Genomic DNA, 14,862 nt, shown 5'->3' with positions numbered 1-14,862 from the left:
CTTGTGTCTGTGGGCCCCCCAGCTTAGAACGCGGAGCAACGAAGTCCAAGGGAGTGCGCGGCATGAATATCCTGATCCTCGGCAGCGGTGGCCGCGAACATTCACTTGCTTGGGCGGTTATGCAGAACCCCAAATGCGACAAGCTGATCGTGGCACCGGGGAACGCGGGCATCGCCGCCATCGCGCAATGCGCCAAGCTCGACATCATGGATGGCGCGGCGGTTGTGGCCTTTTGCGAGGGCAATAACATCGACTTCGTCATCATCGGCCCCGAAGCGCCCCTCGCCGCGGGTGTGGGCGACGATCTGCGCGCGGCGGGTTTCGATGTCTTTGGCCCCTCCAAAGCAGCGGCGGCACTGGAAGCTTCCAAAGCCTTCACCAAGGAAATCTGCGACGCCTGCGATGCACCCACGGCGGGCTATGGCCATTTCACCGATGCCGCCAGCGCGCGCGCCTATGTCGAAAAGCAAGGCGCGCCCATCGTGATCAAGGCAGACGGTCTGGCGGCTGGCAAGGGCGTCATCATCGCCATGAGTGACGCCGAAGCCCTCGCCGCCGTGGATGAGATGTTCGACGGCGCCTTTGGCGACGCGGGTGCCGAGGTCGTGATCGAAGAGTTCATGGAAGGCGAAGAGGCGTCTTTCTTCGTGCTTTGCGACGGGGAGACGGTGCTGCCCATCGGCACGGCCCAAGATCACAAGCGCGTCGGCGAAGGCGACAGCGGCCCCAACACCGGCGGCATGGGCGCCTATTCCCCCGCCCCGGTGCTGAGCGACGAGATCGCCGAACGCGCGCTGGATCAGATCATCCGCCCCTGTATGGCCGAGATGGCCAAGCGCGGAATGCCCTATCAGGGCGTGCTTTACGCTGGATTGATGATCAAGGACGGCCAGCCGCGGCTGGTGGAATACAACGTGCGTTTCGGCGACCCGGAGTGCCAAGTCCTGATGATGCGCCTCGGCGCGCAGGCTTTCGACCTGATGCAGGCCTGCGCCAAGGGCACGCTGGCCGATATGCAGGTGACCTGGGCCGAAGATCACGCGCTGACCGTGGTGATGGCCGCCAAAGGCTATCCCGGTGACTATGAAAAGGGCAGTGAGATTAATGGCCTCTCCGCCCTGCCCGAGGACAGCGCGAATATGGTGTTCCACGCGGGCACCAAGGCGCAGGACGGGGCGATCTTGGCCAATGGCGGGCGCGTGCTGAATGTCACCGCACGCGGGGCCACGCTGGCCGAAGCGCAAGAGCGTGCCTATGCGATGGTCGATGGGATCGATTGGCCCGAAGGGTTCTGCCGCCGCGACATCGGCTGGCGCGCGCTGAGCTGACGGATGGCGGCTCTACCAGAGCCGCAGCCGCCCCTCATTCACAGGCCAGCGCCTTGGCAAAGCTCTCGCCCCCCGCGAAGGGGCCGATATCGCGCAGTGCAAGCTGTCCGCCTGTCAGGCGCACCCCCACCACATGCTGCCAGTCGGCATCCGCCAGCACCATTTCCGGCCCCGCACCGCAATCGCGCAGACCGCCTGAGATATGCCGCTCTCCGATGCGATGATTGGTCAGCCCCGTCATTTGCGCGACTTCGCTGAGATGCCCATCGGCAAAGCGCCAGACCCGCAGCACCCGCGCCAGATGGGGCCGGTCGACATAGGCGATCTCGACCGCGCCATCGCCATCCAGATCGGCGGCACCTATGGGGGCAAGCCATCGGTTGCTTTGGCCGATATGCGGGGTCTCGGTGATCTTGCCCTCGGGGCCGTAGATCGCCAGCGCCGCGCCACGATTCACGTCGGTCTCGACCACCAGAACCTCGGGCGCGCCATCGCCGGTCACATCCACGAGCCGGGGGGCGATATCTTCGAAAACATGGTCACGCGGCAAATGGAAGCGCCGCGCGCCGCCATCTGCCAGAGAGACCTGCAAGCCACCCCATTCCAGCGCGTCGCCAAGAATGCCGTGGGCGTAGCGCCCCGTAGGCGTGATGTAATGCGCGGCGGTGATGGTCTCCGCCGCCGCATCTGTTGCGATCAGCGCCAGCAGTGCCGCGCCGATCGCCCGCATCAGATTTGCTTTTCCGGCATCTGCACGCGCAGACCGTCCAGCGCATCGGTGACCTTGATCTGGCAGGTCAGGCGCGAGCGCGCGGGATCGGGCTCGAAGGCGAAGTCGAGCATGTCTTCTTCCATGTCGTCCATCGTCGGCAGTTTTTCTGCCCAAGCCGGATCGACATAGACATGGCAGGTGGAGCAAGCGCAGGCCCCGCCACAGTCGGCTTCGATACCGGGAATGTTATTGTCCCGCGCGCCTTCCATGACGGTGAGACCATTGGCCACCTCGACCACATGTTCGGTGCCGGAGTGTTCGACATAGGTGATTTTGGCCATGATGATGCCCTTTCGTCCTAAAAGTTCGGCCTTGTTTAACGGGCTATGGCAGCCGGTTCCAGCCCCCTTTTCGCAAGGTCTCGGCGCGCCCGACATTGCGGTGGGCAAGGCCCGCGCATCCCGCTAGTCTGCCCGCGAACAACAGGCGAGCCCGAGAGACCGGCATGACACAGCCCCTCCCCCTCAGAACCGCGCGGCGCTGCGCCGCTTTGCTGCTGACCGTCGCGGCCTTGGCGGGTTGCGAGACAGGGGCACCGGCCACGCCCCGCCCCGAGCCGGGAGTGTTGGAGGCCACCCGCAACGGCCCCGCAGGCGCGCCGGAGGGAAGCTGCTGGGGCCGCACGGTCAGCCCTGCGGTGATCGAGACGGTGACCGAACAGGTCGAAGTGACCCCGGCCAAGATGAACCCCGATGGCAGCATCGCCAAACCGCCCGTCTACAAGACCGAGACCCGGCAAGAGATCGTGCGCGCACGGGTCGACAATTGGTTCGAAACCCCCTGCCCCGATGTGCTGACGCCCGAGTTCAACAGCAGCCTGCAACGGGCGCTAGAGGCGCGCGGGTTCTACGCAGGGCCGATCACGGGTGAAATGGACGCGGCCACGCGGCAAGCGGTGCGGCGCTATCAGGCGCGGCAAGGGCCGAACAGCGAGGTGCTGTCGCTCAACACCGCCCGCGCGCTTGGGCTTGTGACGGTGCCGCGACAGGGCGGCTGACCTCAGAAACGAAAAAGGGCGCCCCGCAGGCGCCCTTCCCCAAACCTTGATGCTAGGTCACTCGGCCAGTGAGAGTGCCACAAAACGCGGGTCGCCTCCGCGGCGGACCAACAGCAGCAGAGACCGGCGGCCCGCCTCTTTTGCCGCCTCGATCCGGGCTTCGAGGTCGGCGATGCTCGACACCTGCTCCTGCCCCGCTTCGGTGATGATGTCGCCCATGCGCAGACCCTTCTCAAAGGCCTCCGACGTCTGATCCACATCCGTCACGGCAAGGCCGGTCATACCGTCATCGGCCCCCAGTTCGGCGCGCAGATCATCCGTAAGCGGCATCAGGGTCAGGCCCATCAGCATGGTCGACTGCGGCTCGGCCTCGGCCCCCTCATCGGCGTTGTCATCCATACCGGCAGGAACCGCGCCATCAGCCTCTTCGCGGCGGCCAAGTACGACCTTGATGGTCTGGGTCTTACCGTCACGCAGCACGGTCACGCGCACCGTCGCGCCCACGGGGCTGTTGCCCACCTGACGGACGAGACCACGGGTATCGACCACTTCGACACCGTCGAAGGATTTGATCACGTCGCCGGTTTTCAGCCCCGCTTCACGCGCAGGCCCCTCGGGAACATCGGTGATCAGGGCGCCGACGGCTTTCTTGAGGCCCATGGCATCGGCCACGTCATCGGTCACGTCTTGAATGCGCACGCCCAGCCAGCCGCGGCGGGTCTCGCCGTATTCCTGCAGTTGGTCGATCACGCGGGTGACCACATTTGACGCCATCGAAAAGCCGATGCCGATGGAGCCGCCGTTGGGCGACAGGATCGCGGTGTTCACCCCGATCACCTCGCCATCCATGTTGAACAGCGGCCCGCCGGAGTTGCCCCGGTTGATCGCGGCGTCGGTCTGAATGTAATCGTCATAGGTGCCCGACAGCGCCCGGTTGCGCGCTGACACGATGCCAGCCGAGACCGAAAAGCCCTGTCCGAGCGGGTTGCCCATGGCAATCACCCAGTCCCCCACCCGCGCGGCGTTGCTGTCACCGAAAGAGACGAAGGGCAGCGGCGCGTCCGCTTCGACCTTCAAAAGCGCGATGTCAGTCTTGGGGTCGGTGCCGATGACCTCGGCGACCAGTTCCTCGCCCGAGAAGAATTCGATGGTGATCTCATCCGCGCTTTCGATGACGTGGTTGTTGGTCACCACATAGCCGTCTTCGGAAATCACGAAACCCGAGCCAAGGGCCGAGGAGCGGCGGGGCCGGTTGCCTTCGCCATTGTTACGGTCCTGAAACTCACGAAAGAAGTCTTCGAAGGGCGAACCTTCGGGCACGATGCCCTGCGGCCCGGTGCGGCCCTCAACCGTGGTGGAGGTGGTGATATTGACCACCGAAGGGCTGATTTTCTCGGCCAGCGGGGCGAGGCTTTCGGGTTTGGCCAGCGCCATGCTGGCTTGCAGGATCAGGAGGGTCAGCGCCATCACCCCCATCGCCATCGCTCGCATCCATTGGGTGTGTTGTGCTGTTGTGGACAGGGAAACCGCCTTGGCCTGCATTCATCGTCTCCTGATTGTTCCTGTTGTTGCCAACGTGGGCAGAGTGCATTCCGAAAGGACGCGCTGCAACAGCAAAGATGGGGCCGATCACGGGCATTTCAACGGGTGGGAGTGTGACGATTTGCGCCCCCGGCCTGCGAGGTCGTGGGCAAAACGGACGCCGTTTCACCCCGCCTGCGCGGCGTCACAACCCCAGTTGAAAGGCGAGCCAAACCAAGATCAACCCGGCCACCACCGCCAGCGCGCCAAGCTGGCGCAGCGCGGCCTCTGGGATGCGGCGGAGCATTTCGAGCATCTGTTCCAAAAACGAAGGGGCCAGTGCGTACACCAGCCCCTCGAAAATCAGAACCGACCCTAGAGCCAGTAGAACCAGCGTCATTCTTCCAGCGCCGCTGGCAGATCTGTCTCAGCCTCCGGTGCGGCGGGGGCTGGCGTGGCGGGGGCCGCGGGGGCAGCCTCCTCCTGCGTATCTTCTGCCGCGGCGGCGTTATCTGCCTCCGGCGCAGGATCAGCCGCGGGCACATCGGCGGCAGGGGTCTGCGGCGGTGCAACCGCATCGACCGAGGTCGTGGCGCTGCGATCCGACCGCAGGTAGTTAAAGAACTCACTATCCGGCGACATCACCATGGTGGAGTTCTGCCCCTGCAAAGCCTGCTCATAGGCGCTGAGCGAGCGGTAGAATTCAAAGAATTCCTGATCCTTGCCATAGGCCTGCGCGAAGATGTTGTTCCGCTGCGCGTCCGCCTCACCTTCGATGATCCGCGCGTCACGGCGGGCCTCCGAGAGGATCTCTTCGTAGGTACGATCGGCAAGGGCGATAACACGCTGCGCGGCTTCGCGGCCACGGGCGCGTTCGTCGGTCGCTTCACGCTCACGCTCGGCGATCATCCGTTGCAGGGTCGCGTCGAAGTTCTGCTCGGGCAGGTTTGTCTGACGCAGACGCACATCCACCACCTTGAGGCCAAGCGCCTGCGCGCGTGCATCGGCGCGAACACGGATCTGCTCCATCAGGTCGGCCCGTTCGGGTGACAGGATGGTGTTGGAGGTCACGCCCTGCGAGCCAAGCACGGCACGGATTTGGCTTTCCATGATGCCGCCCATTTCGCTTTCGGCCTGACGTTCGCCGCCCGCACCCAAAGCTTGCCGGTACTGCACCATATCGTCGATCCGGTAGAGCACAAAGGCGTCGATCTCAAGACGACGGTCATCGGCGGGGGTGACTTCGATCACCGGGGTTTCCAGCGACAGAATGCGGTCTTCGTAGCGCACGACCTCATCCAAAAGCGGAACTTTGAACCCGATGCCCGGCTCGTTGCGGACCTGTTTGATCTGGCCGAAACGCAGCACCAGCGCTTTTTCACGCTCGTCCACGACAAAGACAGCCGAAAGGACACCCACGATGGCGATCACCAAGATGGGAATGATAAGACTTGTTTTCCGCATCAGTTCGACCCTCCGCCGCGCCGCAATTCATTGAGTGGCAGATAGGGAACGACGCCCTGCCCACCTTGGCCGCTGCCGTTTTCGAGGATGATTTTATCCACGTCGCCCAGCACCTTTTCCATGGTCTCAAGATATAGACGTTTGCGCGTCACATCGGGGGCGTTGCGGTATTCTTCCAACACGGCTTCAAAGCGGCTGGCCTCACCCACAGCGTCGTTCACGACGCGGGCGCGGTAACCTTCGGCTGCTTCCAGAAGCTGCGCGGATTCACCGCGTGCCTCGGCAGTGCGCCGGTTGGCATAGGCGTCAGCCTGACGTTCCACCCGGTCACGCTCCTGCTCGGCGGCTTGCACGTCGCGGAAAGCATCGACGACAGACTGCGTGGTGGTGTTGCCATTGGCATCGGTGACCTGCACGGTCTGGCTGGGCGGGTCGACCTTGTTCACGTTGACACGCAGCACGTTGATGCCGGTGTTGCGGTTGTCGAGGGTGTTCTGGATCAACTCCTTCACCCGATCCGCCACCGCACCACGATCCCGGTTGAGGATCGGCGCCAGTTCGGACTGCGCGATGACTTCACGCATGGCGGATTCCGAGATCGCCCTGACCGAGGCTTCGGGATCGCGCAGCGAAAATTTGAAGTCGCGCGCGTTCTTGATGTTCCAGACCACTTGGAAGTCGATGTCGACGATGTTCTCGTCCGTGGTCAGCATCAAGCCTTCGTTGCCGCCGCCGCCGCGCCGCACGCCCAACTCCTCGGTGCGGTTGGTGGTGACGTCGAATACCTCCGCCGTGACCAGCGGCCATGGGGCAAAGTTCAAACCCTCGGTGCCGATGCCGGAAAATTCGCCCAAGAACAGTTCGATCGACTGCTGTTCGGGCCGCACGGTGTAGAAGCTGGCAAAGCCCCAAAGCGCCACACCCGCCAAAAGCGCGATGCCAAGGGTTGAACGTGTCACGCCCGGCCCACCAGAGCCGCGACCGCCGCCGCCGGTGCCATTGCCCCGGTCGTCGCCGCGCCCCCCCATCAAGACGCGCAGTTGCTCTTGCCCCTTGCGCACCAGATCGTCGATCTCGGGCATCTGGGGGCGGTCACCGCCCTGCCCGCGTGGACCCTGCGGCCCGTCGTTGCGACCCCCGTTGCCCCGGTCTCCGCCGTTGCCCCGGTTGCCGCCTCCGCCGCCCCCCCAGGGGCCTTGCGAATTTCCTGCCATTGATATGTTCCCCTCTGGGCCGCCCATGCGGCCTATCGTTCCAAAAATTGTACGCTTTCGCGTGATATTCAAGCCGTGCGAGTCGGATTACGCATGGTCACCAGTTCTTCGGACATGGTCGGGTGCACCGCGCATGTGGCGTCGAACTGCTCTTTCGTGGCGCCCATCTTGACCGCGATGCCAACCATCTGGATCAATTCGCCCGCGTTGGGTGCGACGATATGACAGCCCAGCACCACCCGCGTGTCGGCGCAGACGATGAGCTTCATCAGCACCCGGTCGGCCTTGCCCGCAAAGGCGCCCTGCATCGGTTTGAAAGAGGTCGCATAGACCTCAATCGGCCCCGCCTCCCGCGCGGCCTCCTCGCTCAGCCCCACGGTGCCCATCTCGGGTTGGGTGAAGATCGCCGAAGGCACCAGATCATGATCCACCGGCGTCGGGTTGCCGCCAAAGACGGTCTCGACAAAAGCCATGCCCTCGCGGATCGCCACGGGGGTGAGGTTGATGCGGTTGGTCACGTCGCCGATGGCATAGACGGAAGGCACCGCCGTCTGGCTGTATTCATCCACCTCGATCTCACCGCTGCGGCCCAGTTTCACGCCCAGGTCTTCCAGCCCCATGTCATCGCTATTGGGGCGACGGCCCGTGGCAAAGAGCACTTGGTCGAACATCTTTTCGGTGCCGTTAGTCGGCTTGACCTTCATCGGGCCGCTGCCGTCTTCGTGGCTGGGCGTCATCTCCAGAATGTTGGTGCCAAGATGCAGGTCGATCCCCTTTTCCTGCATCATCTCGGCCACCATGCCTCGGGCTTCGTCGTCAAAGCCGCGCAGGATCTGCGCGCCGCGGTAGTATTGCGTCACTTCGACACCCAAACCATTGAGGATACAGGCGAATTCACAGGCGATATAGCCGCCGCCGATGATCAGGATCGACTTGGGCAGCTTTTCAAGGTGGAACAGATCGTCAGAGACCAGCCCCAGTTCCGCATTCTCGATCTCGGGGCGCACGGGGCGACCGCCGCTGGCGATGAGGATGTGTTTCGCGGTCTTCTCGGTCCCGTCGGAGAGCGCGACGGTATGGGGGTCCTTGATCCGCGCGCGGGCGTCGAATGTGTCAACGCCGGAGTTCTTCAGAAGCTTGCGATAGACACCTTCGAGACGGTCCAACTCAGTGTTCAGACGGCCCTTGAAGTCATGCCAGTCAAACGGCCCAGCCTTGAGATCCCAGCCAAAGCACTTCGCCTCATCCACCACATCGGCATAGCCCGAGGCAAAGACCATCAGCTTTTTGGGCACGCAGCCCCGGATCACGCAGGTGCCGCCATAGCGGTCTTCCTCGGCCAGACCGACCTTGGCGTCATGTTCGCCCGCCGCGACACGCGCCGCGCGCACACCGCCCGAGCCGCCACCGATGACAAACAGGTCGTAGTCGAATTCATTCTTGGCCATTTGGCGCCTCTCTTAGTCGTTTTGGGTCTTGCGCGGGATCGCGCATATTTCGGTGTTGCGCGGGGTCGCGCGTGTCTCGCTGTGTCGGCGTTAATCGCTCAGGTCGGAAAACAGGTTGTCGGTCTCGACGAATTCCAAACGGTCGGTCGCCACGGTGCCTTCATTTATGTCGCGCACCTCTACCCTGCCATCCCCGTAACCGATCACAACCGCGTCACAGATATCTATGAACAGGCCGTTTTCCACCACACCGGGCATCTGGTTCAGCACCAGCGCCAATTGCCGTGCGTTGCCGATGCGCCCCAGCCGCAGGTCTAGGATATAGTTCCCCTCGTCGGTGATAAAAGGCACCTCGCCATTCATCCGCAGGGTCGAGCTTTGGCCCAGCACATCCATTGAGATCAGCGTCTCTTCGACCAGCGCCTGCGTGGTCTGCCAGCCAAAGGGAATCACCTCAATCGGCAGGGGGAATGCACCCAGATGATGCACCTCTTTGCCGATATCGGCGATCACGACCATCTGGTCGCTGGCCGTCGCCACGATCTTTTCTTGCAGCAAGGCCCCGCCGCCGCCCTTGATGAGGTTCAGGTCACCGTCGAATTCATCTGCCCCGTCAATCGTCAGGTCGAGCCATTTCGCCTCATCGAGAGAGATCACCTCGATCCCTACATCCCGCGCCAGTTGCGCGGTGCGCGAGGAGGTCGGCACGCCTTTGATCCGCAGCCCATTGTCGCGCACCATCTCGCCCAGACAGCGCACCAGCCACGCCGCAGTCGATCCGGTGCCAAGCCCCACGCGCATCCCGTCTTCCACGAATTCGCACGCCCGTTTCGCGGCCACGAATTTGGCCTTGTCGATCGGTGATAGGTCTCCGGACATCGGGTGCTCCCTTGCAGGCGTTTGCCGCGTTATAGGGCGAATTGGCATAGGGTGCGAGGGGCAAGTCGGCGGTTTTTGGACGCGTGGCGTGGCGAGAGGACGGCCAAAGTGCGCGCCCTGTCGCTTTCGGCGCGCCGTGGGGCGGCGGGAAATGGTTGGATCGACCCACACCGCTTGCAATGCGCCAGAGGTCTGGGCGATACCCGTTCCACCGCGCCCCGACACCCGCAACCATAAAAGGGTCCGCCGCCTGATGTTTCTTTCGGTCTTCGACATGTTCAAAGTGGGCATCGGCCCCTCGTCTTCACATACCATGGGGCCGATGGTGGCGGCGGGGCGTTTCCTTGACCAAATGCGCGCATCGCCCTTCCAGTTCGCCGGGCTGCGCGCGTCGCTGCACGGCAGCCTCGCCTTCACCGGCGTCGGCCATGCGACCGACCGTGCCACGATCCTCGGCCTCGCCGGGTTCACGCCCGAGGACTATGACGCCGATGCCGCTGAAAAGGTGCTGGAAGAGATCAAACAGACCCGCCGCATCAGCGTCGACGGTCTGCCCGAACTCCGCTTTGACCCTGAGCGCGACATGATCTTTGACTATGACACCAAACTTGCGGGCCATGCCAACGGCATGATGCTGATGGCCATCGATGCCCAAGGCGACGTGACCTTACGCGAGACCTATTATTCCATCGGCGGCGGCTTCGTGATGACCGAAAAGGAACTCGCCGCAGGCAAGGACACGGATGAGGGCGCGCCGGTGCCCTTCCCCTTCAAGTCCGCCGCGGAAATGCTTGAGATGTCGGCCAAATCCGGCAAAACCATCGCGGGCATGAAACGCGCCAATGAAGAGGCGCGTGGCGGGGCCGAGAATCTGCGCACCGGCAGCAAACGGCTGTGGCAGGTCATGCGTGACTGCATCGACCGGGGGCTGACCTCCGAGGGCACCCTGCCCGGCGGGCTCAAGGTGAAACGCCGCGCCAAGGGCATTTACGACGCGCTGATGGCGGAGCGCGGACAGAACCAATCCGCGCCACATACGATCAACGATTGGATGAGCGTCTATGCCATGGCCGTCAACGAAGAGAACGCCGCGGGCGGGCATGTCGTGACCGCGCCGACCAACGGGGCCGCAGGCGTGATGCCGGCGACCTTGCGCTATTACCTCGACCATGTCCCCGGCGCGTCAGAGGCGCATATCGAAGACTTCCTGCTCACCGCCGCCGCGATTGGCGGGCTGGTGAAATACAACGCCTCGATTTCGGGGGCCGAGGCTGGCTGTCAGGCGGAAGTCGGCTCTGCCGCCGCCATGTCCGCCGCCGGGCTATGCGCCGTGATGGGCGGCACCCCGCAGCAGATCGAAAACGCCGCTGAAATCGCGCTGGAGCATCACCTCGGCATGACCTGCGACCCGGTGAAAGGGCTGGTGCAGGTGCCTTGTATCGAGCGCAACGGCCTGGGCGCGATCAAGGCGGTCTCGGCGGCCTCTCTGGCGCTGCGCGGCGATGGCACGCATCTTGTGCCGCTGGATGCCTGCATTGAGACCATGCGCCAGACGGGTGCGGACATGAGCGAGAAATACAAGGAAACCTCCCTCGGCGGGTTGGCGGTGAATGTGCCGAACTGCTGAAGCTGCGCAAATTTGCACAGGCCCCGTTCGCCGGGGCGAATTGTTGAGGTGACCGCCGCCCCCTATCTTCCGAGCAACTGCAAAGGAGAGCATCATGTCCCTCAGACCCACATTGGAAACCCGCCGCGCCACGCCTACGATGGAAGGCGCCGGGGTGAAACTGCATCGCGCTTTCGGCTTCCACGACCCGTCGGAGCTTGACCCCTTTCTGCTGTTCGACGACTTCCGCAACGAGCATCCGCGCGACTTCGAGAAGGGCTTCCCTTGGCACCCGCACCGCGGGATCGAGACGATTACCTATGTGCTCGAAGGCACCGTGGCCCATGCGGATTCGCTCGGCAATACCGGTGATCTGAGCGCGGGCGACGTGCAGTGGATGACCGCCGGATCGGGCATCCTGCACCAAGAAATGCCGCGTGGGAACGGCAAGGGGCAGATGCACGGCTTCCAGCTTTGGGGCAACCTGCCCTCGGCCCAGAAGATGACCGCGCCACGCTATCAAGATATGAAATCCGCCGAGATCCCGGTGGTGACCGATGATGACGGCACAAGGGTCAAGATCATCACGGGCGAGTTCTGGGGCAAACGCGGCCCCGTCGATGGCATCGCCGCCGATCCGCAGTATCTGGATATCTTCGTGCCTGCGGGCGTGAAAAAGACCTTTCGGATCGACACCTACCGCCGGGCCTTTGCCTATGTCTTCCAAGGCGCGGGCGCTTTCGCCGATGCCTCCGCCCCTTCGGGCGTGCTGCTGGAGAAAGAAGTCGGCGGCGAGGAGGTGAACATCCGCGATATGTCGGGCGACCGCACGCTCATCCGCTTTGGCACCGGCGATGAGGTGACGGTTCAGGCCGGGCCGGAAGGTGTGCGCTTCCTCTTGATCTCGGGCGCGCCGATTGAAGAGCCTGTGGCTTGGCACGGGCCGATCGTGATGAACACCCGCGCCGAATTGCAGCAGGCGATGCGCGATCTGAACAACGGGACCTTCATCCGCCCCGCCCATTAACGCAGGAGGCCGTGGCTCTTCAGGCGGTCACGGCCTTGCGCACCATATCCCAATACTGTGCCACGACCTCGTCCAGCGACAGCCGTCCGCCCGCGCGGTACCAAGTGTTCACCCCGGTCAGCATGGCGATAATCGCCAGTGTCACGATCTTGGTATCGGCGACGGCGAAATCGCCGCTCGCCACCCCGGCACGCAGGATCGTCTCCAACCGGTCCTCATAGTCGCGGCGCAGGCGCTCGATCACGGCGAAATTCTCCTCCGTCAGATTGCGCAACTCCATATAGGCGATGAAAACCTCATCGGGCCGATCCGCATGAAACCGGATGTGGAAGGCCACGAAATCCTGCAACTGCTGCATGGCGGAGCGGTTGGGGTCATGGGGTGTTTCGGCCAGCAGGTCGGTCATATGCGCCTGCATCAGGTCGAACAGCAGGCTCTGCTTGTCGGGCGTGTAGTTATAGAGCGCCCCGGCCTGCACGCCGACTTCGGCGGCGATGGCACGCATTGACACGGCAGCATAGCCGCCCCGTGCGAAAAGCCGCAGCGCGGCTGCGCGGACACGCGGGCCGGTGATATCGGAGTGGGAGCCTGTGGTTCTTGCCATGGCAGCAATTTAATGAACAAGCGTTCAAAAGCAAACCCCGCTTGCGCGAAGATCACGGCTGGGGCAGAACGAGGCATGACCCAAGCGCGCCCGCCCCGTCCCCTCTCGACCATCGCCCTGCTTCTGGGCGTCTCGCTGCTGGCGGGCTGCACGCAGTTTCCTGAACTTGACCGCACCATCACGCCTGAACTGGAGGCCGCCCCCTACCCCGATCTGGTCCCGATCGACCCGCTCTTGGCCAAGGCCACCGCCGGGCGGATCGACCCTGCGCGGACCGAAGCGGCGCTCACGGGGCGTGCGGCCAATCTTGAAGCCCGCGCGGCGCGCGTCAGCCGCACAAGCGCCCAATCCGCCACTGCTGCGCGGGTGGCGCGGCTCAGGGCGCGTGCTGCCGAACTCCAGCGCGCCCGCCAAGCCGCCGAGGACAGCGAAAGCGCTGAATAAACGGGCATCCCCGTGATGCGTATGCGCGTTGCACGCAGGCGCCGAACCCGCTACATCGCGGCTATGCCCGGCCCCGCCTGCCGGGCCTTTCGGATCAGACCAGAAGGACCACCGCCATGTCTAAGCCGCTTCGCCTCGGGATTGCCGGATTGGGAACCGTGGGCGTGGGTGTGCTGCGCATTCTGCGCCAGCAGGCCGCCCTGTTAGAGGCCCGCACCGGCTGCGCGATGACGGTCTCGGCGGTTTCTGCCCGCACCCGGAACAAGGATCGCGGGCTGTCGCTGTCTTCCTATGATTGGGAGGATGACCCCGTAAAATTGGCAACCCGCGACGACGTGGACGTTTTCGTGGAACTCATGGGCGGCGCGGATGGCCCCGCCAAGGCCGCGACCGAAGCCGCGCTGGCGGCGGGCAAACATGTGGTCACCGCCAACAAGGCGATGCTGGCGATACATGGCCAAGCGCTGGCCGAACAGGCCGAAGACGCGGGCGTGGCCCTGCGCTATGAGGCGGCTGTGGCGGGCGGCATCCCGGTCATCAAGACGCTGATGGAGGGGCTCGCCGGGAATGAGATCACCCGGATCATGGGGGTGATGAACGGCTCGTGCAATTACATCCTGACGCGGATGGAGGACTCGGGCAAAACCTATCAAGAGATCTTTGCCGAGGCCGATGGGCTGGGCTATCTCGAAGCCGATCCGCAATTGGACGTGGGCGGCATCGACGCGGCGCATAAGCTGGCAATCCTGTCCTCCATCGCCTTCGGCACCAAGATCGACTTTGACGGCATCCAGCTTGAGGGGATCGAGCGGGTCGCCATCGAAGACATCCGCGCCGCCGCCGACATGGGTTATAAGATCAAACTGCTGGGCGTGACCCAGAAAACCGGCCGCGGGCTGGAGCAGCGGATGATGCCCTGCCTTGTGCCACAAACATCGCCTTTGGGGCAGCTTGACGGCGGCACCAATATGGTGGTGATCGAAGGCGATGCCGTGGGCCAGATCGTGTTGCGCGGTGCCGGTGCGGGTGAAGGGCCAACGGCCAGCGCCGTGATGGCCGATGTCTGCGATATCGCGCGCGGGTTGCGTGGGCCGGTCTTTGGCCAGCCTGCCGAGACGCTTGAGCAAACCACCCCCGCCAGCAGTCAGCGCCCTGCCCCCTACTACCTGCGCATGGCGCTGGTCGACAAACCCGGCGCTTTGGCGAAAATCGCCACGGTGCTGGGCGAAGCGGGTGTGAGCATTTACCGGATGCGCCAATATGAGCATGCGGATGTCTCGGCCCCCGTGTTGATCGTGACCCATAAGACCAGCCGCGATGCGCTGCTGGAAGCGCTGGCGGATATGGACAAGACGGGCGTGCTGGCCGGTGAACCGGTGGCGCTCCGGATCGAAGAGGTCTGAGGCTGAGGGCCAACGCCTGCCCGCGGACGGGCGGGCGATGAGCGGTGCTTCGTCCCACATTATGGCTCAACCATAGTGCGCGCCCGCGGGGTCGCACCCAGCCCCACCAAATCGCCTACCCTGTCGCACCAAAGCTGCGCCTAGATAGACCCACC

15 protein-coding genes are annotated in these 14,862 nt (G+C 63.9%); 6 read left to right on the top strand and 9 right to left on the bottom strand.

Features of this window, described 5'->3' with window-relative positions:
- The first annotated feature begins 62 nt into the window (after nt 1-62).
- A complete protein-coding gene (purD, locus tag ACGYLA_RS12485) occupies nt 63-1,328 on the top strand; it encodes a phosphoribosylamine--glycine ligase (RefSeq protein WP_394432824.1) in 1,266 nt (421 codons plus the stop codon).
- Between the two features lie 34 nt (nt 1,329-1,362).
- On the opposite strand, the gene ACGYLA_RS12480 is transcribed toward purD, so the two are convergent.
- Both ACGYLA_RS12480 and ACGYLA_RS12475 read right to left on the bottom strand, forming a co-directional pair.
- Nucleotides 1,363-2,058, bottom strand: a complete 696-nt coding sequence (locus tag ACGYLA_RS12480) for an FG-GAP repeat domain-containing protein (protein ID WP_394432822.1) — start codon at nt 2,056-2,058, stop codon at nt 1,363-1,365.
- Complete coding sequence (locus ACGYLA_RS12475; protein ID WP_394432820.1) at nt 2,058-2,381, bottom strand: 2Fe-2S iron-sulfur cluster-binding protein; 324 nt, start codon at nt 2,379-2,381, stop codon at nt 2,058-2,060. Before ACGYLA_RS12475 ends, ACGYLA_RS12480 begins: the two co-directional genes overlap by 1 nt.
- 164 nt (nt 2,382-2,545) lie before the next feature.
- On the opposite strand from ACGYLA_RS12475, the gene ACGYLA_RS12470 reads away from it, so the two are divergent.
- Nucleotides 2,546-3,097, top strand: coding sequence for a peptidoglycan-binding domain-containing protein (locus tag ACGYLA_RS12470; RefSeq protein ID WP_394432818.1), 552 nt, complete (start codon nt 2,546-2,548; stop codon nt 3,095-3,097).
- Nucleotides 3,098-3,154: 57 nt separating this feature from the next.
- Here ACGYLA_RS12470 and ACGYLA_RS12465 read toward each other — a convergent pair whose 3' ends face one another.
- From ACGYLA_RS12465 to rpiA, 6 genes are all read right to left on the bottom strand, one after another.
- Nucleotides 3,155-4,588 carry a Do family serine endopeptidase gene (locus ACGYLA_RS12465; protein ID WP_394432856.1) on the bottom strand — a complete coding sequence of 478 codons (1,434 nt, stop codon included), beginning with the start codon at nt 4,586-4,588 and terminating at the stop codon, nt 3,155-3,157.
- A gap of 235 nt (nt 4,589-4,823) precedes the next feature.
- Nucleotides 4,824-5,018: a DUF2065 domain-containing protein gene (locus tag ACGYLA_RS12460; RefSeq protein WP_067266191.1), complete on the bottom strand. Its 195-nt coding sequence runs from the start codon at nt 5,016-5,018 to the stop codon at nt 4,824-4,826.
- Nucleotides 5,015-6,082: a protease modulator HflC gene (gene hflC / locus ACGYLA_RS12455; RefSeq protein ID WP_394432816.1), complete on the bottom strand. Its 1,068-nt coding sequence runs from the start codon at nt 6,080-6,082 to the stop codon at nt 5,015-5,017. The genes ACGYLA_RS12460 and hflC overlap by 4 nt, the downstream gene beginning before the upstream one ends.
- Nucleotides 6,082-7,296, bottom strand: a complete 1,215-nt coding sequence (gene hflK / locus ACGYLA_RS12450; protein WP_394416455.1) for an FtsH protease activity modulator HflK — start codon at nt 7,294-7,296, stop codon at nt 6,082-6,084. Before hflK ends, hflC begins: the two co-directional genes overlap by 1 nt.
- A gap of 68 nt (nt 7,297-7,364) precedes the next feature.
- Nucleotides 7,365-8,744 carry a glutathione-disulfide reductase gene (gorA, locus tag ACGYLA_RS12445; RefSeq protein WP_168612717.1) on the bottom strand — a complete coding sequence of 460 codons (1,380 nt, stop codon included), beginning with the start codon at nt 8,742-8,744 and terminating at the stop codon, nt 7,365-7,367.
- Nucleotides 8,745-8,834: 90 nt separating this feature from the next.
- Nucleotides 8,835-9,623 carry a ribose-5-phosphate isomerase RpiA gene (gene rpiA, locus ACGYLA_RS12440; protein WP_394432814.1) on the bottom strand — a complete coding sequence of 263 codons (789 nt, stop codon included), beginning with the start codon at nt 9,621-9,623 and terminating at the stop codon, nt 8,835-8,837.
- Between the two features lie 253 nt (nt 9,624-9,876).
- Between rpiA and ACGYLA_RS12435 the strand changes: the two genes are divergently transcribed.
- Together ACGYLA_RS12435 and ACGYLA_RS12430 are read left to right on the top strand one after the other, a co-directional pair.
- On the top strand, nt 9,877-11,250 hold the full coding sequence (locus ACGYLA_RS12435; protein ID WP_394432812.1) for an L-serine ammonia-lyase: 1,374 nt from the start codon (nt 9,877-9,879) through the stop codon (nt 11,248-11,250).
- A 94-nt stretch (nt 11,251-11,344) separates the two neighbouring features.
- Nucleotides 11,345-12,256 carry a pirin family protein gene (locus ACGYLA_RS12430; RefSeq protein ID WP_394432810.1) on the top strand — a complete coding sequence of 304 codons (912 nt, stop codon included), beginning with the start codon at nt 11,345-11,347 and terminating at the stop codon, nt 12,254-12,256.
- A gap of 19 nt (nt 12,257-12,275) precedes the next feature.
- Here ACGYLA_RS12430 and ACGYLA_RS12425 read toward each other — a convergent pair whose 3' ends face one another.
- The gene (locus ACGYLA_RS12425) at nt 12,276-12,860 is read right to left on the bottom strand and encodes a TetR/AcrR family transcriptional regulator (protein ID WP_394432808.1); all 585 of its coding nucleotides are present in this window, start codon (nt 12,858-12,860) and stop codon (nt 12,276-12,278) included.
- Between the two features lie 75 nt (nt 12,861-12,935).
- Here ACGYLA_RS12425 and ACGYLA_RS12420 point away from each other — a divergent pair, with 75 nt between their 5' ends.
- On the top strand, nt 12,936-13,304 hold the full coding sequence (locus tag ACGYLA_RS12420) for a hypothetical protein (protein ID WP_394432806.1): 369 nt from the start codon (nt 12,936-12,938) through the stop codon (nt 13,302-13,304).
- 116 nt (nt 13,305-13,420) lie between these two features.
- Nucleotides 13,421-14,707: a homoserine dehydrogenase gene (locus ACGYLA_RS12415; protein WP_394432804.1), complete on the top strand. Its 1,287-nt coding sequence runs from the start codon at nt 13,421-13,423 to the stop codon at nt 14,705-14,707.
- The last annotated feature ends 155 nt before the right edge of the window (nt 14,708-14,862 follow it).

Source organism: Sulfitobacter sp. 1A13679, assembly GCF_043557115.1.
GTDB lineage: Bacteria > Pseudomonadota > Alphaproteobacteria > Rhodobacterales > Rhodobacteraceae > Sulfitobacter > Sulfitobacter faviae.
This window is presented reverse-complemented; position numbering and strand designations above follow the sequence as displayed.